Source organism: Pseudarthrobacter linnaei (assembly GCF_055412825.1).
The window spans coordinates 1-23,298 of the sequence record NZ_JBVAYX010000021.1 but is presented as its reverse complement, the minus strand read 5'-3'; the positions used below and the strand labels follow the sequence as shown (position 1 = coordinate 23,298).

Sequence of the window (23,298 nt, the reverse complement as noted above, 5' to 3'; positions counted from 1 at the left end):
CCTAGACGGCGGGGGCATGCCGGTGCCGGCGGTGGGCCGGTGTCGGCAGGCCTGCCCTGGTGCTGCCGGTGCCGCCCCAGGCATTGGAGCGGGCCTCTTTGATCAGGCCGGTGCCGGCGCATTCGCGGACCGCCATGATGCCGTCTGCGGCGGACTGCTTGTCTTCAAAGGCCTTGGAAATCGCCAAAACAGTGCCGTCGGCACCGAGGAGCCGGAAACGGACGTTGGCCTCAGCGTCCGTGAAGATCTCGAATTGTCCTGCCATCTTGATTTGTCCTTTCGGGCAATGCAGTACGGCGGGAGGGTGAGGCACTTCCATGTGCCATGCCGTTTTCTCGACATGTCCCCGCAGCGCACCTGACCATCCTTTCGGCTGGGCTCTGCCGAAGGTAAGGGGCAAAGGTCCCTATGTGGAAAGTGCACGATTCCTCTGGCGGTGGGATCGGCGATGGGCGCTAGATTGGGTGCATGGCTGAGGTTCCGAGGGACGATTCCGGCGAATGGGTCCGGCTGACGGCGCGGGTGGACGGCGTGGTGCAGGCCGTGGGCTTCCGCTATTGGACGGTGCGCCGGGCGGACGAGCTGGGGCTGACCGGCACGGTCAGGAACAACACCGACGGTTCGGTGGGCGTCGTCGCGGAGGGACCCCAGTCGGTGGTGCTGGAGTTCCGGCGCTGGCTGCGCTCACCGGAAGCGCCCGGACGGGTGGAGCACGTTGAGGAATCGATCTCCCGGGCCACGGGGGCGTTCAGTAATTTCCGGGTGGTGTACTGAGCTTTAGCAGTCCGTGGCCCAGGACGGTTTTGCGCGACAGGGTTCGGTAGCCCTCGCGGTCGAACAGCACGGTGAGGAGGTCGCCGTCGTGCCCCATGACCAGGCCGGGCCCCCAGAGGGCATGCTCAACGCGGGAGTTCAGCGGGAACTCCCCAGCCCCGCCCCCAGCCCCGCACCCAGCACCCCTTCCCGTAGCCGGTGGGCATGACGGCGAGGACGTCCCGGCCGGCGGCGAGGGCGCGCATCCCGGCGAGCTGGCCTTCGCGCAGGTGCGGCAGGCCAAAGGTGATGTCCGCGAGCTGGCGCAGTCCGGCGTCGTCGGGGGCCTCGGTCGTGGGTGCAGCTCCGTTGCGACATTGCGACAATGTGGGGTGAGGCGGGCAGGCAGGGGCCGGCTGTTGGTTTCAGGGTAGGACTTCCCGGAAAAGTTACAAAGAAGTCCCCACTGTCGCCGGAAAGGCCGGTCCAGGCGGGACCGGGGCAAAGGTCCCTCGGCAGCCGGCCCGTTTCTGGGTAGGGTGGCCCCATGCAGAAGATATCGCTCGACGCCCTTGCCCGTCAGCAGTTGGCGGCTGCGGTGGCGGCACCCAGTGGACGTGCTGCAGACACGGCGTTTGGCGGCCATGAGAAAACGCTGCGCCAGACGGTGATGGCGTTCCGGGCCGGGACGCAGTTGAGCGAGCACCAGAACCCCGGCGAAGCGACCGTGTTTGTGCTCCGCGGCTGTGTGCGGCTCCGCGCGGGCAACGAGTCCTGGCAGGGCAAGGCCGGGGACCTGCTGATCGTGCCGGACGGGCTGCACAGCCTGGAAGCAGAAGAGGACTCGGCGATCCTGATGACCGTCGCGAAAATCAAGACCTGACGACCTGGCCTCAGACCGGGGGACCAGTCGAGGCGATCGCCCGGGCCGGATTACCGCAAGGAGCTGGACATGACTGTCGTTCCGTTCGAAGTGGTTACACGGACCCGGCGGTCGTGGGCGCAGGCCGCTTATGTCGCGGTCATCTGCGCGGCCCTGGTCCCGCTGGCAGCCGCGGGGGTGGCGGGCACTGTGGCGCTGCTCCTGACCGCTGCCGGCGGACTCGTGGTGACCGTGGTGGGGATCTACTGGTTCCTCATCAGCCGTGGCTTTCTGCGCTGGTGTGCGCTGGCGCTGGCGGTGCTCGCCCCGCTGGTGGTCCTCTTCCTCTTCATCCAGGCCGGCCTGCTGTCGGAGGTCATGATCACCGTGGGGCTGGCGTTCGTGGCTTTGGTCTGCGCCCGCGCTGCCCTCCGTGAGCCCCGGGCAGGGTCGAAAATGACCGAGTACCCTGCCCCCACCACGAGCCATCCCTTCTTGGTGATGAATCCGCGGTCCGGCGGGGGCAAGGTGGTGAAGTTCGAGCTGCAGCGGAAAGCTGAGGAGCTCGGGGCCGAGGTGGCGCTCCTTGAGGGCCCGGGCAAGGTGGATGTCGCGGCCCTGGCCCGGGATGCCGTGGCCCGGGGAGCCGACCTGCTCGGCGTCGCCGGCGGCGACGGAACCCAGGCCCTGGTGGCCGGCATCGCGGCCGAGCACAACCTCCCGTTCCTGGTGATCAGCGCCGGCACCCGCAACCATTTCGCCCTGGATCTCGGCCTGGACCGGGAGGACCCCACGGCCTGCCTGGGTGCCCTCCGTGACGGGGTGGAGCTGCGCGTCGACCTGGGCAGGATCAACGGCCGCACGTTCGTCAACAATGCCTCCTTCGGGGTCTATGCCGAGGTGGTGCAGAGCCCGGAGTACCGCGATGACAAGGCCGGTACCGTGCTGCAGATGCTGCCGGACCTGATCAGTGGCGCCAAGGGCGCGCGGCTGCAAGCCAAGATTGGCGGCACCACCGTGGACGGGCCCCAGGCGGTGTTGGTGAGCAATGGCCCGTACGGCAGCAACGACCTCGCCGGCCTGGGCCGCCGTACCCGGCTCGACCGTGGTGTGCTCGGTGCGGTGGCACTCTCCACCTCCAGCACCCGGAAAGCTGTCGGCCTGCTGCGGCGGGCGACGAAGCGCGGCCTGATCCAGCGCACGGCGGTGGAGGTGGTGGTCGACGCCGATGTGCCCGAGATCCCGGTCGGAGTGGACGGCGAGGCGCTGCTGCTTCCCACCCCGGTGCGGTGCAGCATCGAACCTGCCGCCCTGCGCGTTGTGGTCCCGCGGAACCGTCCGGGTGTCCCGCCCGCCCAGCCGGCGCTGGATCTGATCCGGCTCCGCGAGCTGGCGTGGGGGCACCGGGCTGTGTACGCCGCGGCGTAGCGGTCTGCAAGTCCAGCGGGCCGTGCGGCTGATGGCACGGAGGCGCACGTTGCGCCTCGTCCCTAGTTGCAGCCAGGCGAGCTGGCACGTCTCGGGTTCGTCCAGGTCAAGGCCGAAGAGTGGCATTGAGATCTTCGCGGACGGGCTGCGGCGTACGATGACGTTAGTGGGCGTTTCCAGCATTTCGGAGTTGAAGACTCGAGGCGGGGAAATTCGGCGGGACATCCGTCAGTCCGGAGAAATCCTAGAAACTCCAGCGTCAGGCAACACGCTCAAAAGAGTTCTGAACTTGCAGGCACCCGGTGCCCTTCTCCCGCAGACTTGCGGGAACCAAGGGACACTCAGAACAGCTAAGGAAACCATGCGCACCCGTTACCTCCTCCCCGTTCTCACCATCGCCACCGCGCTCGCGCTCTCCGGCTGCGTCGACAATAGCCAACCGGCCGCCACCGGCGCGGCATCCGGAAGCAGCGACGCCATCGAAGTGAAAAAGAATGACGCCATCGCCGCGATGCTCCCGGAGAAGATGAAGACCGCGGGCGTGCTCAACGTCGGCATGGCCAACAACTACCCGCCCAACGAGTTCAAGGACGACAACGGTGCGCCGGCCGGCTGGGCCGTGGACCTCACCAACGCCCTGGGGCAGGTCATGGGCCTGAAGGTCAACTTCGACATCGGCACCTTCGACAACATCCTTCCGGCGGTCAAGGCAGGAAAGGACGACATCGGCGTCTCCTCCTTCACCGACACCCTCGAACGCGAACAACAGGTCGATTTCGTCAACTACTACTCCGCCGGAATCCAGTGGGCGGCCCCGAAGGGCAAGACCGTGGACCCCGACAACGCCTGCGGGCTCAAGGTCGCGGTCCAGGCCACCACCTACCAGGACACGCACGAGGTGCCGGCGAAGTCCAAGGCCTGCACCGACGCAGGCAAGCCCGCCATCACCATCTTCAAGTACGACGCCCAGGACCAGGCCACCAACGCGCTGGTGGTGGGACAGGTGGACGCGATGAGCGCCGATTCCCCGGTGACCCTTTACGCGATCTCCAAGACCAAGGACAAGCTGCAGACCGCCGGTGACGCTTTTGAAGTGGCACCCTACGGGATGCCGGTCGCCAAGGGCAGCGAATTCACGCCCGTTCTGCAGAAGGCCCTCCAGACGCTGATCGACGACGGCACGTACACCAAGATCCTCGCCAAGTGGGGCGTGGAAGCAGGCGGCGTCAAAACGGCGGACCTCAACGTGGCAGCCAAAGGGTGATAGCCGATGAGCGAGCCGGAATCCGACCGGATGATTGACTCGGAACCCGGCAGGGGCGGGGAGTCCGGCAGGACCCCGCGTGCCGGCAGGGGGCGGCACGACGACGGCACGCCGCCGGAAGCGATCGTCGCCATCCCGCTGCGCCACCCCTGGCGGAACGTGGTGGCGGTACTCCTCGTCCTCGGGCTGGCGGTCTTTGTGCTGGATGCCGCCCAGCGCTCGGACTATGGCTGGCCGGACGTGGGCAAGTACATCTTCGACCGGCGGATCAGCCAGGCCGCATGGGTGACGTTGTGGCTGACCATCTACGCGATGATCGGCGCGATCGTCATCGGCCTGCTGCTGGCCATCATGCGGCTTTCGCCGAACCCGGTGCTGAAGAGCATTGCCTGGCTGTATATCTGGATCTTCCGGGGAACCCCGGTCTACGTGCAACTGGTCTTCTGGGGCATTGTGTCCTTGATCTATCCGGTGTTCACGCTGGGCATTCCGTTTACGGAGCCGTGGGTCACCATCCCGAATGAGATCTTCACCAACCTCTTCATCACCGCCGTGATCGGGCTGGCCCTGAACGAAGCCGCCTACATGTCCGAAATCGTGCGTGCCGGGCTGCTGTCCGTGGACGAGGGCCAGGAGGAAGCCTCGACGGCGCTGGCCATGTCCTGGGGCCAGACCATGCGGTTCGTCGTGGTTCCGCAGGCGATGAAGATCATCATTCCGCCCACCGGCAACGAAGTGATCTCCATGCTCAAGACCACATCGCTGGTGGCCGCGATTCCGTTGAGCATCGATCTTTACGGCGTGTCCCGCGGTATTTCCGCGGTGACCTTCACTCCGGTGCCGCTGCTGATTGTGGCGTCCCTCTGGTACCTGCTTTTCACCTCCATCCTGATGGTGGGACAGCACTTCATTGAGAAGCGGTTCTCCCGCGGCACCGGGCGGGTCAAGACGGACAAGGAACCGGCGACGCCGGGACCGGCACCGACGGCGGTTCCCGGCGGGCCCACCCCACCGATCAGCACAGATTTTGGAGGAAAAGGATGACGGACGCGCCGATGGTGCTCGCGGAGCGGGTCTCCAAGAATTTCGGCACCAACAAGGTGCTGCGCGGGATCAGTCTCGAGGTCGACCCCGGCGAGGTGCTCTGCATTGTGGGCCCCAGCGGCTCGGGCAAATCGACGTTCCTGCGGTGCATCAACCACCTGGAACGGGTTGACGGCGGCCGGCTTTCGGTCGACGGACAGCTGGTTGGCTACCGTCAAAAGGGAGACAAGCTCTACGAACTGAAGCTCAAGGAAGCAGCCTTCCAGCGCCAGGAAATCGGGATGGTGTTCCAGCGGTTCAACCTGTTCCCGCACCTGACCGCGGTGGAGAACATCACCCTGGCCCCCATCCGGGTGAAGGGTCTGTCCAAGGCACAGGCCACCGCCCGGGCCATGGAACTGCTGGAACGTGTGGGGCTGGGCGACAAGGGGGACGCCTATCCGGCGCACCTGTCCGGCGGCCAGCAGCAGCGGGTGGCGATCGCCCGTGCGCTGGCCATGGACCCGAAGCTGATGCTCTTCGACGAGCCGACAAGCGCGCTGGACCCCGAACTGGTGGGCGAGGTGCTTGACGTCATGAAGGAACTGGCCAAGAGCGGCATGACCATGATCGTGGTGACCCATGAGATGGGGTTCGCCCGCGAGGTGGCGGACACGCTCGTGTTCATGGACGAAGGCGTGGTGGTGGAGGCCGGACCGCCGCGGGAGATCCTGGGCAATCCGCAGCATGACCGGACCAAGGCGTTCCTTTCCAAGGTTCTCTGACCCTGGAGGTCACGACGGCAGGTGACCGCGCGGCGACGCACCTGGCTTGGCGTGGGGGAGCTGTGGCCCCGCCGCCGGGTCTGAGCCTGGCCGCAAGCTGGGCCGGTCCGGGCCACGGCCGCCGCCCCATCGACCTGGGATGCGGACGCAGCCACCCGGCTCAGCATCGAGGTCCGGGCCTCCCAGAACCTCCGGACGCGCCCGCCGGCGGAGCTCACCTTCGCCTGCTATTCGCTGCCCGCTAACCGACAACTTCGCCGGGTTCTGGGCTGTGACGCTGAACGCCCTCCAGTGCCCCGGGATTCTGGCCGTGAACCTGTTCGGGGACCGGGATTCCTGGGCGGGCATCCCGGAATGGAACTTCCACACCGAAGCCGGGGCACGGCAACTCTTCTTCGCGGGCTGGAGATCCTGAAGTTCGAGGTACGACGACGACGGGCAGTCGTGCCGGGGACGCAAGCACTGGCACATCTGCGACGTGATCGCCCGCCAACCGTGATGCAGGCGTCACTGGCAGCAGTCTTTTCCCTCCCCGCCGCGAGGCTTGCCGCGCTATTCTGCGGGAACCCGGCTGACGCAGGCCCAAAAACCTGCCCTGCGTGACGCGGCAGCTGGCCCGAAGCCGCGATTTTGACGGCCGGTTCGATTTTGGCCGGCACCGTGGGACAGACTGTTGCCGTGAGCAACTCTCCCCGGACGGGCCTCGCCGTCGCAGGACTCAGCCTGGGCACGGCCCTGAACCCGCTGAACTCCTCGATGATCGCCGTCGCACTAGTGGTACTGCGCGCCGACTTCGGGCTCGACGTCGCCACCGTCACCTGGGTGATCACCTCCTTTTACCTCACCTCCGCGGCGGGCCAGCCGCTGATGGGCCGGCTGGCTGACCGCTTCGGCCCGCGGCGGCTGTTCATGATCGGCATGGCGCTGGTGGCCGTGACCTGCGCGCTGGCCCCGTTCGCACCGAACTTCCTGGTGCTCTGCGTGGCCCGCGCCTTCATGGCCCTCGGCACGGCAGCCGCGTACCCGAGCGCCGTCGTGATGGTCGGGGCCTTGGCGAAACTGGCGAACGTGAAGTCCACCCGGCCGCTGGGCCGGATCCAGATGGCGAACACCTCGGCAGCCGCTGTCGGGCCCGTGGTAGGCGGGCTCCTGGTGGGTTTCGTCGGCTGGGAGGCCTTGTTCCTTATCAACGTCCCGCTGGCCTTGGCAGCGATCGTCCTGGTGCGCCGCTTTGCCCCGGCGGACGAGGACCGGGAAAGTGGCCGGGTCGTGGAGCTGCTGCGGGACTCGGACATCCCCGGCATCCTGGCCTTCAACGGATCCATGGTCCTGGTGATGATGGCGCTGCTCAACGTGCTGCCGGGTTATCGCTGGTGGCTGCTGGGCGGGGGTACCCTGCTGGCCGTGCTGTTCGTGTGGCGTGAGCTGCGCTTCGCCCCGGCGTTCCTGGACCTGCGGCTGCTGGGCAGGAACCGGCCGCTGCTGCTGGTCTACCTGGGGTTCGCCCTGTTTAGCGCCGTCTACTACTTCGCATTCTTCGGCTTGCCGCAGCTGCTGCAGGAAGCCGGCGGCTATGAGCCCGGGGTGGTGGGCCTGCTGATGTTGCCGCTGGCCGCGATGTCGGTGGTGGTGACGCCATTAGCGGTCCGCGCCATCGACCGGATCGGGGTCAAGCGGGTGCTGGTCTCCGGCGTCGTTCTACTCATGGTCGCCTCGGCGGCAATGTGGCTGCTGACCACCTCGTTCAACATCCCGCTTGCCCTGGCGCTGACGGCGTTCCTGGGCGTGCCGTACGGAGTGGCCAGCATCGCCTACAACCAGGGCATGTACCTCTCCACCCGGCCGGAGGAACGCGGTGTGGCCGCCGGGATCTTCCAGACCTGCCGGTACCTCGGGGCGATCACCGCCACGGTGCTGATCGGGATTTTCTACGGCACTGGCGTGACCCAGGCCAATTGGGGGCTCATGGTGTTTGTCATGCTGGGACTCGGCGCGGTGGTGTTCGTGGTGTCGCTGCTGTGGCGGCAGCGGCGAGGCTAAGGGCAGCCGGCGCGGCCGCCAACGGCGACTCCGACGCCGGCTCCCTGCCGGAGGGGCTTTCGTAATCACGGTGATAGTGACGCAGGTCGTTGGACCGGACAGGGTCTTTAAGCTTCACCATCGCTGCGACCTCGATCCGCCGGACGCATTCTCGGGTCATCCCGAAATCCTTCGCTACCGCGTCCAGGGTCTTCGGTTGGCCGCCGGCCAGGCCGAAGCGCATCGCAAGGACCCGGGCCTCGCGGTCCTCGAGCGTGCCGAGTACGGCACGTAGCTGCGCCTTCATCTGTTGCTGGAAGAGCGCATCGGCCGCGTCCGGGGCGGAGGAATCCCACAGCTGTTCGGCCAGGGCTTCGGTTCCGCCCTTTCCGTCGGGCACCTGAGCGTCCAACGAACAGATTGGCTGGTCCAAGGTCAGCAGGCACTCGATCTTCCCGGGCGCAGTGTGTGTCAGCCGGCTGAGGTCCTCGATGCTGCAGATGGCCCCTGTCATGGTGGCCGTCCGTTGTGCGGACCGGACTTTCTGCAGCTGGTCGATGACGTTAGTCGGCAGCCGGATGAGTCTTGACTGATCAGCGAGCGCTTGGGTGATGGCGCTCCGGATGTGCCACGTGGCGTGGGTGGAGAACTTGAAACCCTTGGTGAAGTCGAACGTGCGCACTGCCCTGTGCAGTCCCAGATTTCCCTCCTGGATCAGGTCCTCAAAATCAAGGCCCCGGCGGGTGTAGTGCTTGGCGATCGACACGACGAGCCGGAGGTTGGCGTGGAGCAGCGCCTCGACGGCCCGCTTGCCCATGAGAACGATGATCCAAAGCTCCCCGCTGTCCCGGCCGGCCCGCGGTGTGCCGTCCGCCAGGAGCTGTTCCGCGAAAAGCCCGGCCTCGATGTCTTGCGCCAGTTCCACTTCCTGTTCGGCAGTGAGCAAGTCGTATCGGCCCAGCCGGCGCAGGTAGTCCCCGACCGTGTCGTCGGTGAGCCCGCCGGTGGCAGCCAGTAATTCCGGCCAGCCAGGGTCATTTGGCTCGACTGATCCACGGGCCGGGGCAGCTGCTGCAGGCGAGGATGGTGCCCTGCCGATTGCCTCGTGGATCCGGTCAGTCATGTCATCCCCTGTTGGACGGTTCACGCTTGTGAACGCAGACTACGAGACCGGTGTGACACTTTTCGGAGGGCATGGACGGAGCCTGCAAAGGTGGCAGCCGCGGCATATTGACACGCTCGAAGAGCCGGAATATGTTCTGCCTTAAAAGGGCATTTCGCCCGTTTCACACCACTTACTCGCAGTCTCTGTCGGCGCTCCGCTCGGGCGCACTTTTTGGAAATGGCAGACTGTCGGCGTGGGTTCGTGCGGCGTGCCCGGTCAACGCGCTGGGGGATCCCAGTCGGTCTCTCGCCTGTAAGGAGTCGGAAATGTCTGAAGGAACAGGATTAATCAAGCGGTTCTACACCGAGGTACTTGGCGAAGGGAATCTCGCCCTCATCGACGAAATGGTGAGTGATGACTTTGTCGATCATGATCCCATGCCCGGACAATCACCCTCCAAGGACGGGATCGGGTTCTTCGTCAACACGATGCGGGCGGCGTTCCCGGATCTCAAGGCCACGACAAACGAACCGGCGCTCGTGGATGGAAATCTGGAGGCGCTGTACGTGGTCCTGACCGGAACGCATCAGGGCGCACTGATGGGTATCGAGCCCACAGGCCGCAGCGTCGAATTCAGCGGCATCGATATCATCCGCACCGACGGTGGCAAGGTCATCGAGCATTGGGGAGCCACGGACATGATGGCCCTCATGCAGCAGATCGGCGCCGTGGACCTTGGCTGAGCGGTACCACAGCACGGCGGGCCGCCGGACTCAAGTACCGCTTCGCGGAAAACGCCAACTACGAGCCAATCGGCGACGGGAAGTGCTGGAGGTTCAAGCCCTTAGCGGAGCGCGGCACCAGGGTCCCCGCCAGGATGCCGCTGACGAAACGCAGGATCTCCTCGCCGGCCAGGACACCGGACGCCGACGTCACCGTCAGGTGCGGCCGGGAAAAGCAGTCGCTGTCGAGTTCGCCGTGCGCGGGACGGATGGCGATGTCCGCCAGCTCAAGGATGCCCGCATCCAGCCGCGAGTCGCCCGCGGCTACCAGAAGACCTGCACCGCTGCGCCGCCGGATCTCGTCCACAGCGGCTTCCTTGGTGATGGGGGCGGGCACGCAGTACAGCTTCCGCCCCTGCAAGGATATTGTCCAGCCGCGGGCGTTGCACCAGGCGCCGAGCTCGTCGAGGTACGTTTCGGGCATTGCCTCGCGGTCAACGATCGAGTACACAAAGACGTCTTCGGCGGTGCGGACCCTCAGGATGGCGGGGATCGCCCCGCTGCCCTTGAGATGGCCCAGCACGTCGTCCAGGGGCGCACAATCTGCTCCCAGGGACCGCTCAATGTGGCGCGACCAGTCGCGGTCCGGCTCGCCGTCGTGCAGGAGCACGGCCCCGTTCGTCGTCACGGCGTACCCTTGGCCGAAGCTAGGCAGCCGCACGCGGGAGAACTGCGCCCGGGTCCGGGTGGTGACGGGCACGAACACGCTCCGCCCCACGATCCCTTCCAACAGCTCCTCGGCCGCCCGCGTCATGAAGGACAGCGGCGCCGCGTCATAGACTTCGGCGACCACCATGCGGGGGGCCAAGTGGTCGCTTCCCACGAGGGCCATGGAGTTCGCCGAGTAGATCAAGGTTCGGTCCAGGTCGCTGGCCACCATCACCGGGGCGGCGCTTGAGTGAACGCTCATACGTCGACCACCGCCCTGCCGTCCGCGCCGGTCGCTCCCGGGGTGTGGATCGGGTGGATCAGCCCGACACAGCTGTAAGCCAGGCCCGGAACCTCCAGCACCTCGACGCCGCGCTGTTCGGCCAGGTGCAGCACGTGGGCGAGCTCCGGCATTGCATCGGGGCGCACCAGCACCTTCCAGGGCACGCGCCGCAGGAGGACCCTGGTGGTTTCGCCGACGCCCGGTTTGACGAGGTTCACGTTGTTAATGCCGAAGCTGCGGCTGATTTCCTCGACGGCGGACCACCCGGACCAGTCTGCTTCCGGGAGCCCCGCGACGGTTGAGGGGGCGTGGGCTGCGGCTCGTAGGACGTCGTCCCGAACGCCGGGGAACTGGCGTGTGACCGCGGCCAGGAAGTCGTTGGAGACGTCGCTGCCGGCGAGCTCCGCGTAGAACTTGGCCCCATGGAAATCCCCGGGCCCGATCAGCGCCGTGTTGTACACGGTGCGTGAGACGAGACCGGAAACGGTCGAATTCAGGCACGCCGAAGGCACCAAATAGTCCTCCCGCGTGCCGAAAATCCGGACGCAATGCCCCGGATCCGCGAGGACCGCCAGGTCCGGGCCGAACGCCGGCCCGTCGGTCTGTCGGAAGAGGTCGACGGCGGCGGCGAGCTCGCGGGCGATGGCTCCCTTCCCGGTCCAGCCGTCGACGAACATGACATCCTCCGGGCGGTGCCGGGAGGCGAGGTAGCCGAGGGCACTCTGGTCGATGCCGAGCCCGCGCACGATGCTGATGGCATAGTGCGGCAGCTGCAGTCCGTGGACTTCCCAGGCCCAACGCTTCATCAGAATTCCCACGGGGGTTCCTGCGCGGGCGAGGGAAACCAGCACGGGCGCGTTGCCGCGCAGCTTCAGGACCTGCTCGGTGAGCGTCCCGACGGCGTGCGCGATCCGGCCGGCCGAGCCTTCCAGTGCGGCCTCGAACAAGGCGCTGTACTCGGGCGAGGGTTCGAATTCCTGCGGCAGCGATTCGGCGTAACTGGCCTTACCGGACTGGATCGCGGCTTCACGCTCGGCCTTGGGCGCTTCCAGCTGCGCAAAACTCAGGTCCTTGAGTAGCCACTCCACGTCCTCCGGCAGGTAGGAACCGAACCCGGGCCCGGTCAGCGGCGGCGGGAACGTTGACTGGGCCGGCAGCATGAGAAGCCGGACATCGTCGGCGCTGTTGGCAACGGCCCCGGCGATCTTTCCGGGGGCCAGGAGTTCGGACTCCGCGGTGCCGGGTTCCGGCATGATCACCACCGTGTCGAAGCGTCCTTCGAGGTGGATGAAGTTATAGGCAAACCGCGCCCTGGACCCGTCCGCGGCGTCATCGCCGCTGTCAAAGGCAATCGCTGAACGGATCGCGTAGCCCGGTTCATCCAGCGCGGCGATCGGTGAGCGGGTACTGGTGGAATAGCGGATATCGGCGTCAGGGCGCAGGTCCTGCAACCGGGCGGCGACCGCCAAGGGCAGGGCCATGAATTCCTCCGTGGCGAGGACCAGCACTCGGGCTCCCGCTCCGGCGCTGCTGCCGAGGGCCGCGGCCAGGGCGTCGGCAATGCGCTCCGCCTGGTCCGGATCAGGGCGCCCGGCCACGCCGAAGCGGGCGCTGCGGACTGGCGGCACGAGTCCGTTCAGGTCGACCAGCTGGATCCGGCCGGGGCCGGGGCCGGTGACCGATGCGCCGGGGAGGGGGAGGGGGAGGATGAGGCTGCTGATCAGGTCTGCGGCGTCCGCAGCGAGCGTTTCCGGCAGGTCGATGCTGCCCTGCGCCAGTGCCACGGCGCTGATTTTGGTGCCGAGTTCGTGCGCCAGTTCATCAAGGCGGCCCCGGTCAGCCGCGGAGCGCAGATCCACCAGGGAGGCGACGACGTAGTGGCGGTGCGGGGCAGTGCGGTGCAGTTCGCGGATGGTGTTGATGATCGTGGCGCCGGTGCTCAACTCGTCATCCACGAGCACCACGGTCTCGGCCAGGTTAAGGGCGGCGCGGCCGGTCGGCAGCAGCTGATGGGAGGTCGCATGCGAATGCACTTCCTCGAACGCGCCGTACGGCTCCACCCCGCTGCCGCCCAGCCGGGTGGAGTGAATGTAATAGGTTCCCAGTTGCCCGGCCACCAGCTGGCCCAGCCCGGTCGCGGTTTCCGCGTAACCGATGGTCACGACGCCGGGAAGTTCCGTCTGCTCGCCGGCGAGCAGCTCGCACAGGCCCGACACGGCGGCCATCCTGGTGCGGCGTTCGTCCTGGTCCGGGGCGGTCCCGCCGTCCGGGCACGAATGCCCGTCCAGCAGGCGCCCCAGCCTGTCCACGGCCTCGTCGATGACGGCGGTCAGTGGTCCGGAGCTCAGCGATCCGGCGGGCGCGTCCGGACCGGGCGCACCGGGTCCGGAGCTCAGCGATCCGGCGGGCGCGTCCGGACCGGGGCCGGTGGAGGCGGGGACCTGGAGTTTCCGGAGGACCAGGAGCCCCAGCAACTGGCCCGCCGCCGTCGCGATCCCGGGTTCGGTGGGGACGTGCTTGGCCAGCACGCGCGAGACGAGCAGGTGGGCCCGTTTCGGGTTGCGCCGCAGCGCCAGCCCGACCAGGGCGGTCACCGGCAGCACGCTGCGACCGGGGTCTGACGCCACTTCGACGCCGAGGGCGTCGCGCACGTAAGCGCCGCTCCAGGGAGCATCCGTCGAGAGTTGCTTCACCGCATGCTCGCTTCCAGTAGTTCGACAAAATTGACGCCGGGCCTCGCGACCCCGAAGGCCCTGGCCCGCAACAGGGTGCGCTCCGCCCAGGCACGGTGCGGCTTGAACTCGTTCATCTTGTTTCCATAAGACGATGCCTTTACGCCGCCCCCTGCGCTCCCGGTGATGTCCAGGGCATCGAGGTACTCCTCGTGGCTCACGACGCACATGGCGTGCACCACGGGCACGTGGCTGGGATGGATCACAGTCTTGCCCAGCAGACCGTTCGCGAGATCCAGTTCGATCTCGCGGATCAGGCCATCCAGATTGTCCATCAGGATGCGCTTCCGGAGTCCGCCCACGTTGACGGCCTCGAACGGCGTGGACCGCAGCTGGGGCCGCAGGACCCGTTCGGTGTTGACGAAGTGTTCCCACACGGGGCCGGAGATGACCCAGCCGTCTTGCGGGCGGCCGAAGATGTTCACGACGTCGCCAATTATGTTCGCGACGACCTTAACGTTATAGATCGTCAGGTCGCGGGAACGCCGCAGGCCAAAGGCACTGGACATGTCCGTGGCCCCGATCCGGACGCACAGCACCAGGTCGCGGAACTCTTCCACGAGGGCCAGGTTGTCCGTCAGGACCCGGACCCGTGACTCCAGATGGGTTGTCGAGAGGTCCTCGATGATTGGCATCGCCCTCAGGGGGTGTTCCTTGGAGTCCCCGGTGCGTCCGGCTTCCTCGTTCAACAGCTGCAGTGCCGCCAGGAAGGCACGCCCGCGGCCTGTCTCGTTCTCGAACTTGGGCAGCACGAAGCCGTAGACGACGGCGAGAGCGGCACCTGCCCTGCGTCCGACGTCGAGCAGCTGTTCGGGCGTCCGGCACCGGATAAAAATCAGCGGGAGCTCGTCCGGATCGTCCAGCGACAGTTCGTCCAGTGCAGCGAGCAGGTTCTCCTCCGCTGCGGGCACTTCCTCGTCGGGAACGGCGTCTTCGAGACAGACGACGATGCTGAGGCAACCCGCCGCGGCTTGCTTCCGGATTCCGGCTGCCAGAGAGCTTCTCGTGGCCGGCGAGTACAAGGTGGCCCCCAGCGCGACGGCCAGCAGGCCGGGATCCGAGGTGCGGTGCAGGGGTTCGGGGTGCAGGTGGAAGAGACGATCCCTGACGGATTCGGCCAAGGCTTTGAAGTGCTGCATTGTCCCCTAGGTGTTGTCAGTGGTGCGCTGCCGGATCAACGCTGGAGGACCCGACGGTCCAGTGGAATGGTCATCGTGAAACCGAAAATAGCCCAGATGGCTGCGTCGGAGGCGTCTGCCGGGACGAACTCGGCGCGGAGCTCCAGCACCGCGCCAACCCGCACGACGTACAGAACGCTCCGCAGCCCGGCATCGTTCCGGGCAGCAACCGTGGCGGCCGCGCCGTCGAAGACCCCGACCGTCAGCGGGGTCTCTCCCGCGACGAACAGGAGGCGGCGAAGGAGCCGGACGTGGCGAAGGGACACGACGCCGGCCCCGTCCTGGACGCCGGCCAGGGGCCGGTTTCCGGGAGTGAGGACGGCGGTGCCGGCAGCGTGCCCTTCCGAGTGATGGGCACCCGTGGTGAGCTTCTGGTCCTCCCAGGCCACCGAGCGGACCCCGGCCACCAGGAGTGAGCCAATCGCGGATTGCCTGGCGTTCAGGCGCACCACAGGGTTCGCTTCCCCCAACTCGCGGACGCTGCCAAAGTCCGGGGCCGGGAACAGCCGCTCCGACGCCCCCGGAGCGGGCCGGGGCCCCGGCCTTGCTGCCGCTGGGGTCTTCGTGGACGGTGACGCCGCCGGGCTGGCACCGAGGGTGAGTCCGCCGGAACCAGTGGACGGTGCCGCCGCCGGGCTGGCACCGAGGGTGAGTCCGCCGGAACCAGTGGACGGTGACGCCGCCGGGCTGGCACCAAGGGTGAGTCCGCCGGAACCCGTGGACGGTGCCGCCGCCCGGCTGGCTCCGAGGGTGAGCCCGCCGGAACCCGTGGACGGTGACGCCGCCGGGCTGGCACCGAGGGTGGGCCTGCCGGAACCGGAACCCGCCCGGCCGGCACCGAGGGTGAGTCCGCCGGAACCCGCCGGGCTGGCACCGGGGTTCAGGGACGGGGCGGTACTGGCCGAAGGGGGCCGGGTGGGTTCCGGCTGCACCACCGGCTTCGGGCGCCGGCTGAGGTAGGGGATGTCGGTCCGCAGCGCGGTTCGATTCACCGCCATGCTCAGAGTTTCAACTTGAAGTCGGCGGCAACGGCTGCGAGCCCGGCCTCATAGCCTTGACCGAGGGCACGGAACTTCCAGCCGCCCGCGTGCCGGTAAAGTTCCCCGAGAATCATGGCGTTGATTTTGTCGAGATTCCCCCGCGGAACGGTGAAGCGCAGCAGCTCCCGGTTGTGTTCGGTGGCGACCCGCAGGTAGGCATTCTTCACGGCGCCGAACGTGCCGGGGCCGCGCACCTCCGGATCCACGTAGAGCAGCACAATGATCTTGTGGACCCCGTCGGGCACCCGGCTCAGGTCGACGTCGATCTGGTCCTGGTCTTCCGCGCCGGCGAAGGAAATGCTGCCTTCGGGGCTGACGATCTGGTTGAAGAAGACCAGATGGTCATCCGAAACGGCACGGCCGTCCGTCCCGCACATGATCACCATGGGCACCAGCTCGGCCTGCGGGCCACGGCTCGGGACCATGTCCCAGCCGATTCCGAGCAGCACTTTTTCCAGCCCGGGGTTCTCAGCGGTGAGGGGGGCGTTGCTGCCCGCGACCATAGAAGCCACTAGCGTCCTTCCAGATGGAGACCATCAATATCGAACTTGTCCCGGAGGAACTGGCCATGGACTGCCAGTTCCGTAATGGCCCCCGTGCGGACCTGGTTGTCCAGGTTCTTGACGGTGGAGTAGAGCACGTCGAACTGTTCCAGCAACACCGTCGTGTCGGCCGAATCGTCCCGCCGCGACCCGGCGGCCAGCATCAGGTAGGCCCGCAGCGGGGACGGCAGATAGTCGGTGATGACGGCGTTGAGCAGGACACGCTGCTCGGTCGATGCCCCCGACCGGCCGATGTAGCCGATAAGGGCGCGCAGGATGTCGGTCAGCTGCAGCACCTGTGACACCACGAGGGGAGGCAGTTCGGCGCCGTGGGCCAGTACCATCCGCCGCAGCTCCTCGAGCGCGGCGGCAGTGACTGTCAGCTCGTCCGCAGACGGATCAACGGCGGGAGATTCGGCACCGGGGACGGCGGCGGGGCGGGATTCCGCTCCGCCGCCGAACAACGAGCCTAAGAATTTTGCGACCATAGCCCGTAAGCCTATTGCTCAGGGCTGGCGACCACTAATTCCCTTCCTGCTGCCGCACCCGGTCCAGATAAGGGCGGGCCCGTTCCAGCCCGGTTTCGAGGGCCTGCACCGTGCCTTCCATGCTCTTGTTGGCCTGGGAACGGAAGGTGTCGATGGCGTCCATGGTCTGGAACACGTTGTCGAACGCCTTCTGCAGCGTTTCCACGCTGACGCCGGAGCTCGCCGCCTGCTGGTGGATCCGGGCGGTCTGATCCTTGAGCATCTCGGAAGTCTTGAGGATCATGTTGTTCGTCGTCGTGTTGATGGCGTCGATCTGATCCAGCACCATCTTCTGGTTCGCCAGTGCCTGGGCCACGATGACGGCGGTCCGCAGCGCGGAGATCGTCGTCGTGCGTGCCCGTTCGACGCCCTTGATCAGTTCGGTGTTGTTCTTGCGGATCATGTCGATAGCCAGGTAGCCCTGAACCGAGACGGCCAGCTGGGTCAGGATGTCCTGGTGGCGCTGCCGGATCGGATAGAGCACGTCCGAGTCGAGTTTGCCCGCCTCCTCGATCTGGCCCTGCATCTTCATCTCATCGATCTTGCTGGCTGTTGCGGTGTCCAGGGCCTTGGCAAATACGGCGTATTCGCTCAGCGCCTGCATGGTGTCCCACAACTGGGTCTTTTCCTGCGCAAGGGAGGCGTTGTCCTTGAGCAGCGCGTCCTGGCCCGCCATCAGGGACTTGATGATCTTGTCGAGCTGGGTTTGCGCACTCTCGTATTTCTGGAAATACTTCGCGAGCTTGTTGCCGCCCGGAATGATGCCCAGGATCTTCCGGCCCACGCTCAAATCGGCGTTGCTGGGTGTCAGGTCTTCCACGGTGGAACGAAGCTCACCGAGCGTAGAGGCAACCTGCACCTGGGCGTTGCTGCCGGACTTCTTGGCACCGGCCAGCGACGTGGAGGACCGCTCCAGCAGCCGGCTTGAGGTGTTGGCCGATGCCACAAGCTGCTGGCCGCCCAGCCGGTTGATGCCGTCGATCTTGGTGGAGTACTCGGGGCTGAACGGGCTCATCGCCGACACTTCACTGACGAAGGCGCGCGCCTGGGCGTTGATCTCCTGCTGGCGTTCGGCGGGAACCGGTACCATCCCGGGTGCGTCGTCGACCTTGACGATCTCGACGGACGCCGGCGCGTCCAGCACGAGGGGGTTCGATGCCGAGGTCTCAGGCGGGGTGAGTTGCATGCTCATTGTTGCTTCTCTCTTTCGTAGGTCTCGGACTCTCAGCCGAGCTGGACGCCGAAGTCCGCGGCAATTCCCGCGAGGCCGGTGGCGTAGCCCTGGCCGACGGCCTTGAACTTCCACTCGCCGTTGTGCCGGTACAGCTCTGAAAAGATCATGCAGGTCTCCGGCGCCGAGTCCTCGCTCAGGTCGTAGCGGACGATTTCCGCGTCGCTTTCCTGGTTGACGATGCGGCAGTAGGCGCCGCGCACCTGGCCGAAGTTCTGCCGGCGGGTGTCCGCCTGATCGATCGAAACCACGAAGACGATCCGCTCCACGTCGGAACCGACGGCAGAGAGCTCGACGGCGACCACTTCGTCGTCGCCGTCGCCGTCACCGGAGCGGTTGTCCCCTTTGTGGACGACCGAACCGTCGGCGGCGGCCGGCTGGTTATAGAAGATGAAGTCCGCGGAGCTGCGGACCTTGCCGTCGGCGCCAAGCAGGAGCGCCGAGGCATCCAGGTCGAAGGCGTCGCCGGTGGTGGTGCGGGGATCCCAGCCCAGCCCGACGAGAACCTTGTTCAGTCCCGGATCGGTCTTGGTGAGCGAGAGGTTACTGCCTTTGGTAAGCGTCAAGCCAGCCATGGTTATTCTCCTTGTTAAGTCTGGTGGATACGTGAAGGAGTGGCCCGGGTTCCCCCGGACCACCCAGCACCTAATCCAGTGAGATACCGAAGTCCGATGCAACGCCGCGGAGGCCTGAGGCGTAGCCCTGGCCGACGGCACGGAACTTCCATTCTCCGTTGTGGCGGTAGATTTCGGCGAAAATCATGCAGGTTTCGGCTGCTGCGTCCTCGGTGAGGTCGTAGCGGACCACTTCGTTGTCGGTCTCTTGGTTCACAACCCTGCAGAACGCGTCACGGATCTGGCCGAAGTTCTGGCGGCGGGCGTCTGCCTGGTCGATCGACACGACGATGACAATCTTCTCGATGTCCAGGGCAACGGTGTCGAGATCGATGAGGATCTGCTCGTCGTCGCCGTCACCGTCTCCGGTGCGGTTATCGCCCTGGTGGACGACCGAGCCGTCCGGAGAGGACAGCTGGTTGTAGAAGATGAAGTCGTCATTCGATCCGACCTTGCCGTCGGCGCGGACCAGGAGGGCCGAGGCGTCGAGGTCGAACTGTTCCCCGGCAGTGGTCCGGGGATCCCAGCCGAGGCCAATCATGGCCTTGCGAAGTCCGGGGTCGGCTTTCGTCAGGGACAGGTTGCTGCCCTTGCTCAAAGTCAGGCTAGCCAAGAGGTGCTCCTTCAGTTCGGTGTTCGTTCAGCAGGGCCAGAACGATGGTCCCGTCGGGCTAGAGGGCGGAAGCCGCGGCGCCGAGGACGTCCCCGGCCGTGCGGCCGTTGGCCGGAGTGCCGATCGCCTGGAAGGTCCAGGCGTTGCCGGTCCGCGACAGCTTTGACATGACCATGGCCGTGTTCGGGCCCGCTTCGGTGAGGGAGTAACGGGCGACTTCCGGGCTGCCCGCGGCCGAGTCGTCGATGACCCGGCAGAACGCGTTCTGGACCATGTCGAAGGTCTGCTGGCTGTAGCTGGTGATGACGAACACGATGTTCTGGACCGCGGGCGAGACGGCGGGCAGGTTGACCATCATGGTTTCGTCGTCACCGTCTCCGGCGCCGGTGAGATTGTCCCCGGCGTGGCGGACGGCACCGTCCTTGCTGGTGAGCTGGTTGAAGAAGACCGTGTCCAGGTGCTTGCCTTCGGCGTCGAACATGATGGCTGAAGCGTCCAGGTCGATCTCAACGGTTTTCGTGCCGCCGAAAAACCCCTTCTTGGCCGGGACGGCAGAGTCCCACCCCAGGCCCAGACGGACGTTGGTCAGGGACTCGCCGTTCTGCTTGGTGAGTGACAGTGACTGGCCTTTTTGCAAACTCAAACCCATTGATTTACTCGCATTTCTTAGTGGTGGATGTTGCTTCTTTGAATGCTAGTGAGCTAGCTGTTGGCGTCCGTAGATTCAAGCACGTCTACCGGCTCGGCGGCGCGTTTTTTCTTGTTGCGGAGGATCGAACCTGTAAAGGCGGCACCGATGAAGACCATGCCGATGAGGCCGGTAATGATTTCGTTGATGGGGACCACGATGGTGATCAGCAGGATAACCGCCAGGGCACCGATTGCCCAGTGCGCGCCGTGGTCAAGGTACTCGAACTCGTCCAACGTTCCTTCCCGGACCAGGAAGACGGTCAGGGAGCGGACGAACATCGCACCGATGAAGCCGAGCCCGAGGGCAATGATGATCGGGTCAGAGGTAATGGCGAAGGCGCCGATGACGCCGTCGAACGAGAAGGAGGCGTCGATGACTTCCAGGTAGAGGAAGAGCATAAAGGCGGCCTTGCCGGCCAGCTTGGCGGAACCGGAGGGTCCTGTGTGAGCCATGAGTTGCGCGTCCACCTCGTCGACGTCGCCGTCCTGGTCCACGTCGAAGAGATTTCCGAGGCCGTTCACCAGGAAGTAGGTGATCATACCCAGCAGTCCCGAGAGGAGGACGATGCCCTGCTTCTCTCCGGAGACGGCACCGGCGAAGGCCAGTGCGGCCATCCCTATGATCAAGGATGCGCCCTCGAGTTTGCCCAGCCGGGCCAGCGGGATTTCGAGGAACTTGATCCACTTGATGTCACGGTGGGCGAGGATGAAGTCCAGGAACAGCATGAGGAGGAACATTCCACCGAATGCGGCGATCTGCGGGTGGGCTTCGTGGAGCAGGTACCCGTAGCTGCCGGGGGTGTTCGGGTCACCCTTTTCCATCGCAAGAGTGACGGCTTCAACCGGGTTGAGTCCGGCGGTGACCCCCACGATGAGCAGGGGGAAGAGGATCCGCATGCCGAAGACAGCAATGATGATGCCGACGCTGAGGAACATCTTCTGCCAGAACTCATTCATGCGTTCCAGAATCCGCGCATTGACAACGGCGTTGTCGAAACTCAGGCTGACTTCAAGAATGCCCAGGATGATGCAGAGAATGAGCGCCTCAGGGCCGCCGTAAAGAAAAGCGATCACTAACGCGATGATGGTGACCGCGAACGACCACCCGAAAGTCTTGAAGATCAAGCTGGAACAACTCCTGGAACGACAGGTCCTGTCACGTCAACGACGGCAGGACGGCGAAAAAGCATCCCGGAAGTTTTCCCCCAGGACTTCGTGGCACCCATCCTATCTGCAGGCTGCGACGCTTTGTCAGCGGCGCCCCCTCCTTTTTGACTCTGATCGTGGGTTTCTCGCCTCTACGCGCAGGCGACGCCGTCGCCGTCGCGGTCCAGCTTTCGGCTGTAGCCGGGCGGGCAGGCGCGGATCGGCGCGGATCGGCGCTGCCCCGGCAGCCCGGACCGCAGCGCAGGTGGCGGGGTAGACCGCCGGCAGCGCCGGGGGCACAGAGGCCGGTGCCGGCGGAACGTAGGGTGCGGGCGGGATCTGCCGGTCAGCTCGTCGCCACCGTTCAAAAGCCCGCGGCGCTGAAGGTCTACTGGGGCGGTTGACGCGGCCGGTCCTTAGGTGCGGCTAATCAATACCGCCTGCAGTTTCTCGAAGGACTCGGTCCATCCGGTGCGGTGCAGGGCCAGCCGCTCCTCCGTCAGGAATGGGCCCTGCGAGAGCACCAGGCGCGTGTCCTCGCCGGTAATTCCGAGGGCGAGGTCGACGACGGTTTCCCGGTCGTCTGGGGTCGGTTCCTCCCAGCGGAATGTGAACACCAGACGCCATGGAGGATCGATCTCCAGGAACTCGCCTGAGAGGTGGAACGGTTCGCCGTCCGGTGGCGTCATGCGGAATCCGTAGGTGCCGCCTTCCGTGACGTTCAGTTCGGCTGCAGGGATGGTGAAGCCGTGCGGACCCCACCACTTCGCCAGCTCCGTCGATTCCGTCAGCATCCTGAAGACTTCTTCCGGGGGAGCATCGAGCGTGCATTCGAAGTTCAGGACCAGTCCGCCAGTTTCCCTGTTCCCGGGTGTCTCGTTCATTGTTCAACTCTGGCATCCTGCGGACGCTGACGGAAGCGAATACTGCTGGCAGCCGCGTGTCCCGTCGCCGGCGCCAGGAGCTGACTTCCGGTCACGGCCACCGCACCTACTGGGCTGCCGGTCTCTTGGACAGCCATTTCGGTTGTCCGCGGCGCATTCGGTGGGGACATACTGCGCCAATCAGCGCAATTGGTGGGTTGTTCCGTCAAACTAATCTCGGCACATGGATTCTTGGGGGATGCCGTCGACGACGGTGCTGCCGCCCGAACGCCGTGGCTGCATCATCACTCAGCGAAAGGCACCACCATGACACACCCCCACCCCGACGCGAACGCCGTCCCTCCGGAAGGCTACGACCAGCCAGCAGCCCCGCCGTACCAGGGCGGAGTGAACCCGACGGGAGCCCAGCCGCAGCAGCCCTACGCCGGCCCGCAGCAGGGCCACCCGGCCGGACCGCAGGAGCCGCAGCAGGGCTACCCGGCCGGACCGCAGGAGCCGTACGCGGGACAGCCTCAGTACCAGGCTTACCCGCCGGCGCCCCAGCAGCCGCAGTACCAGCAGCCGCAGTACCAGCAGCAGCCGTACCAGCAGCAGCCGCCGATGCCGAACCAGGCCTACGGCTACACGCAGCCGAAATCAAAAATCGTCGCCGGTCTGCTGGGCATCTTCCTGGGCGGACTGGGTATCCACCGCTTCTACCTCGGCTACACCAAGGTGGCGGTCATCCAGCTCGTCCTCACCCTCGTCCTGGGCATCTTCACGCTCGGCCTCGGGTTCATTGTCGGCCTGTGGGGCGTCGTCGAGGGCATCATGATCATCGCCGGCGCGGCCCAGTTCCGGACCGACGCCCAGGGCGTCCCGCTCCGCGACTGACCGCGGCCCGGATCCTCCACCCCTCCGAACCAGGGAATCGCAACGATTGGACTGTTTCGGCAAGGGACAGCTTGCTCGCTGAAGGGCCGTCCACATTTCCAAAGTGGACGGCCCTCTTTCGTGTGGCGGGATTGTGGACTTTCACGGTTCAGTGGGCGGCACGATGCACGGACCGAGCGCCAAACACCCGCCCGTTTCACCACGACGGCGGCGCCCGCCTTGCGCCCGGCGCCCGCGTTGCGCCCGGCGCCCGCGCCGGCGGCCGCGGCGGCGTCC

At 66.1% G+C, this 23,298-nt stretch carries 25 protein-coding genes and 1 pseudogene; 10 read left to right on the top strand and 16 right to left on the bottom strand.

Translation table 11 applies throughout. From position 1 onward, the window contains the following. Position 1 precedes the first annotated feature (1 nt). Entirely contained in the window at positions 2-265 is a 264-nt protein-coding gene (locus ACZYZ3_RS15555) for a YegP family protein (RefSeq protein ID WP_463964715.1), read from the bottom strand. Between the two features lie 203 nt (positions 266-468). Between ACZYZ3_RS15555 and ACZYZ3_RS15550 the strand changes: the two genes are divergently transcribed. After that, a complete protein-coding gene (locus ACZYZ3_RS15550) occupies positions 469-774 on the top strand; it encodes an acylphosphatase (RefSeq protein ID WP_463964714.1) in 306 nt (101 codons plus the stop codon). A gap of 185 nt (positions 775-959) precedes the next feature. Here ACZYZ3_RS15550 and ACZYZ3_RS15545 read toward each other — a convergent pair. Further along, a pseudogene (locus tag ACZYZ3_RS15545) lies at positions 960-1,139 on the bottom strand (hypothetical protein); the annotation flags it as partial. A gap of 161 nt (positions 1,140-1,300) precedes the next feature. On the opposite strand from ACZYZ3_RS15545, the gene ACZYZ3_RS15540 reads away from it, so the two are divergent. The 7 genes from ACZYZ3_RS15540 to ACZYZ3_RS15510 all read left to right on the top strand — a co-directional run bounded on the left by ACZYZ3_RS15540 (position 1,301) and on the right by ACZYZ3_RS15510 (position 8,155). Beyond that, positions 1,301-1,636, top strand: a complete 336-nt coding sequence (locus ACZYZ3_RS15540) for a cupin domain-containing protein (RefSeq protein ID WP_463964713.1) — start codon at positions 1,301-1,303, stop codon at positions 1,634-1,636. Between the two features lie 69 nt (positions 1,637-1,705). Further along, positions 1,706-3,043: a diacylglycerol/lipid kinase family protein gene (locus ACZYZ3_RS15535; RefSeq protein ID WP_463964712.1), complete on the top strand. Its 1,338-nt coding sequence runs from the start codon at positions 1,706-1,708 to the stop codon at positions 3,041-3,043. A 361-nt stretch (positions 3,044-3,404) separates the two neighbouring features. Beyond that, positions 3,405-4,307: an ABC transporter substrate-binding protein gene (locus ACZYZ3_RS15530; protein WP_463964711.1), complete on the top strand. Its 903-nt coding sequence runs from the start codon at positions 3,405-3,407 to the stop codon at positions 4,305-4,307. Between the two features lie 6 nt (positions 4,308-4,313). After that, positions 4,314-5,351 carry an amino acid ABC transporter permease gene (locus ACZYZ3_RS15525; RefSeq protein WP_463964710.1) on the top strand — a complete coding sequence of 346 codons (1,038 nt, stop codon included), beginning with the start codon at positions 4,314-4,316 and terminating at the stop codon, positions 5,349-5,351. Then, complete coding sequence (locus ACZYZ3_RS15520; RefSeq protein ID WP_463964709.1) at positions 5,348-6,115, top strand: amino acid ABC transporter ATP-binding protein; 768 nt, start codon at positions 5,348-5,350, stop codon at positions 6,113-6,115. Before ACZYZ3_RS15525 ends, ACZYZ3_RS15520 begins: the two co-directional genes overlap by 4 nt. 271 nt (positions 6,116-6,386) lie before the next feature. Continuing rightward, a complete protein-coding gene (locus ACZYZ3_RS15515; RefSeq protein ID WP_463964708.1) occupies positions 6,387-6,530 on the top strand; it encodes a hypothetical protein in 144 nt (47 codons plus the stop codon). Between the two features lie 263 nt (positions 6,531-6,793). Further along, a complete protein-coding gene (locus tag ACZYZ3_RS15510) occupies positions 6,794-8,155 on the top strand; it encodes an MFS transporter (RefSeq protein ID WP_463964707.1) in 1,362 nt (453 codons plus the stop codon). Here the strand turns inward: ACZYZ3_RS15510 and ACZYZ3_RS15505 are convergent. Further along, positions 8,091-9,257 carry a sigma-70 family RNA polymerase sigma factor gene (locus tag ACZYZ3_RS15505; protein ID WP_463964706.1) on the bottom strand — a complete coding sequence of 389 codons (1,167 nt, stop codon included), beginning with the start codon at positions 9,255-9,257 and terminating at the stop codon, positions 8,091-8,093. The two genes, ACZYZ3_RS15510 and ACZYZ3_RS15505, sit on opposite strands and share 65 nt — an antisense overlap. A gap of 308 nt (positions 9,258-9,565) precedes the next feature. Here ACZYZ3_RS15505 and ACZYZ3_RS15500 point away from each other — a divergent pair, with 308 nt between their 5' ends. Beyond that, positions 9,566-9,982 carry an ester cyclase gene (locus ACZYZ3_RS15500; protein WP_463964705.1) on the top strand — a complete coding sequence of 139 codons (417 nt, stop codon included), beginning with the start codon at positions 9,566-9,568 and terminating at the stop codon, positions 9,980-9,982. Between the two features lie 58 nt (positions 9,983-10,040). Here the strand turns inward: ACZYZ3_RS15500 and ACZYZ3_RS15495 are convergent, their stop codons facing one another. The 13 genes from ACZYZ3_RS15495 to ACZYZ3_RS15435 form a co-directional block, all read right to left on the bottom strand. After that, entirely contained in the window at positions 10,041-10,931 is an 891-nt protein-coding gene (locus ACZYZ3_RS15495) for an HAD family hydrolase (protein WP_463964704.1), read from the bottom strand. After that, positions 10,928-13,645 (bottom strand): phosphoribosyltransferase domain-containing protein, encoded by a 2,718-nt coding sequence (locus ACZYZ3_RS15490; RefSeq protein ID WP_463964703.1) that lies wholly within the window; start codon positions 13,643-13,645, stop codon positions 10,928-10,930. The genes ACZYZ3_RS15495 and ACZYZ3_RS15490 overlap by 4 nt, the downstream gene beginning before the upstream one ends. Then, complete coding sequence (locus tag ACZYZ3_RS15485; RefSeq protein WP_463964702.1) at positions 13,642-14,823, bottom strand: HpcH/HpaI aldolase/citrate lyase family protein; 1,182 nt, start codon at positions 14,821-14,823, stop codon at positions 13,642-13,644. Before ACZYZ3_RS15485 ends, ACZYZ3_RS15490 begins: the two co-directional genes overlap by 4 nt. Before the next feature lie 35 nt (positions 14,824-14,858). Next, a complete protein-coding gene (locus tag ACZYZ3_RS15480; RefSeq protein ID WP_463964701.1) occupies positions 14,859-15,860 on the bottom strand; it encodes a hypothetical protein in 1,002 nt (333 codons plus the stop codon). 2 nt (positions 15,861-15,862) lie between these two features. After that, entirely contained in the window at positions 15,863-16,405 is a 543-nt protein-coding gene (locus ACZYZ3_RS15475) for a TerD family protein (RefSeq protein WP_463964754.1), read from the bottom strand. A gap of 8 nt (positions 16,406-16,413) precedes the next feature. Continuing rightward, the gene (locus ACZYZ3_RS15470; protein ID WP_463964700.1) at positions 16,414-16,932 is read right to left on the bottom strand and encodes a hypothetical protein; all 519 of its coding nucleotides are present in this window, start codon (positions 16,930-16,932) and stop codon (positions 16,414-16,416) included. Positions 16,933-16,966: 34 nt separating this feature from the next. Next, the gene (locus ACZYZ3_RS15465; protein WP_463964699.1) at positions 16,967-18,163 is read right to left on the bottom strand and encodes a toxic anion resistance protein; all 1,197 of its coding nucleotides are present in this window, start codon (positions 18,161-18,163) and stop codon (positions 16,967-16,969) included. Between the two features lie 32 nt (positions 18,164-18,195). Then, positions 18,196-18,777, bottom strand: a complete 582-nt coding sequence (locus tag ACZYZ3_RS15460) for a TerD family protein (protein ID WP_463964698.1) — start codon at positions 18,775-18,777, stop codon at positions 18,196-18,198. Between the two features lie 70 nt (positions 18,778-18,847). Continuing rightward, positions 18,848-19,429, bottom strand: coding sequence for a TerD family protein (locus ACZYZ3_RS15455; protein ID WP_463964697.1), 582 nt, complete (start codon positions 19,427-19,429; stop codon positions 18,848-18,850). Positions 19,430-19,487: 58 nt separating this feature from the next. Next, complete coding sequence (locus ACZYZ3_RS15450; RefSeq protein WP_463964696.1) at positions 19,488-20,078, bottom strand: TerD family protein; 591 nt, start codon at positions 20,076-20,078, stop codon at positions 19,488-19,490. A 53-nt stretch (positions 20,079-20,131) separates the two neighbouring features. Next, on the bottom strand, positions 20,132-21,244 hold the full coding sequence (locus ACZYZ3_RS15445) for a DUF475 domain-containing protein (RefSeq protein ID WP_463964695.1): 1,113 nt from the start codon (positions 21,242-21,244) through the stop codon (positions 20,132-20,134). A 173-nt stretch (positions 21,245-21,417) separates the two neighbouring features. After that, positions 21,418-21,633 carry an excalibur calcium-binding domain-containing protein gene (locus ACZYZ3_RS15440; protein ID WP_463964694.1) on the bottom strand — a complete coding sequence of 72 codons (216 nt, stop codon included), beginning with the start codon at positions 21,631-21,633 and terminating at the stop codon, positions 21,418-21,420. A 48-nt stretch (positions 21,634-21,681) separates the two neighbouring features. Further along, positions 21,682-22,149: an SRPBCC family protein gene (locus tag ACZYZ3_RS15435; protein WP_463964693.1), complete on the bottom strand. Its 468-nt coding sequence runs from the start codon at positions 22,147-22,149 to the stop codon at positions 21,682-21,684. Between the two features lie 306 nt (positions 22,150-22,455). Between ACZYZ3_RS15435 and ACZYZ3_RS15430 the strand changes: the two genes are divergently transcribed. Further along, the gene (locus tag ACZYZ3_RS15430) at positions 22,456-23,022 is read left to right on the top strand and encodes a TM2 domain-containing protein (protein WP_463964692.1); all 567 of its coding nucleotides are present in this window, start codon (positions 22,456-22,458) and stop codon (positions 23,020-23,022) included. Positions 23,023-23,298 lie beyond the last annotated feature (276 nt).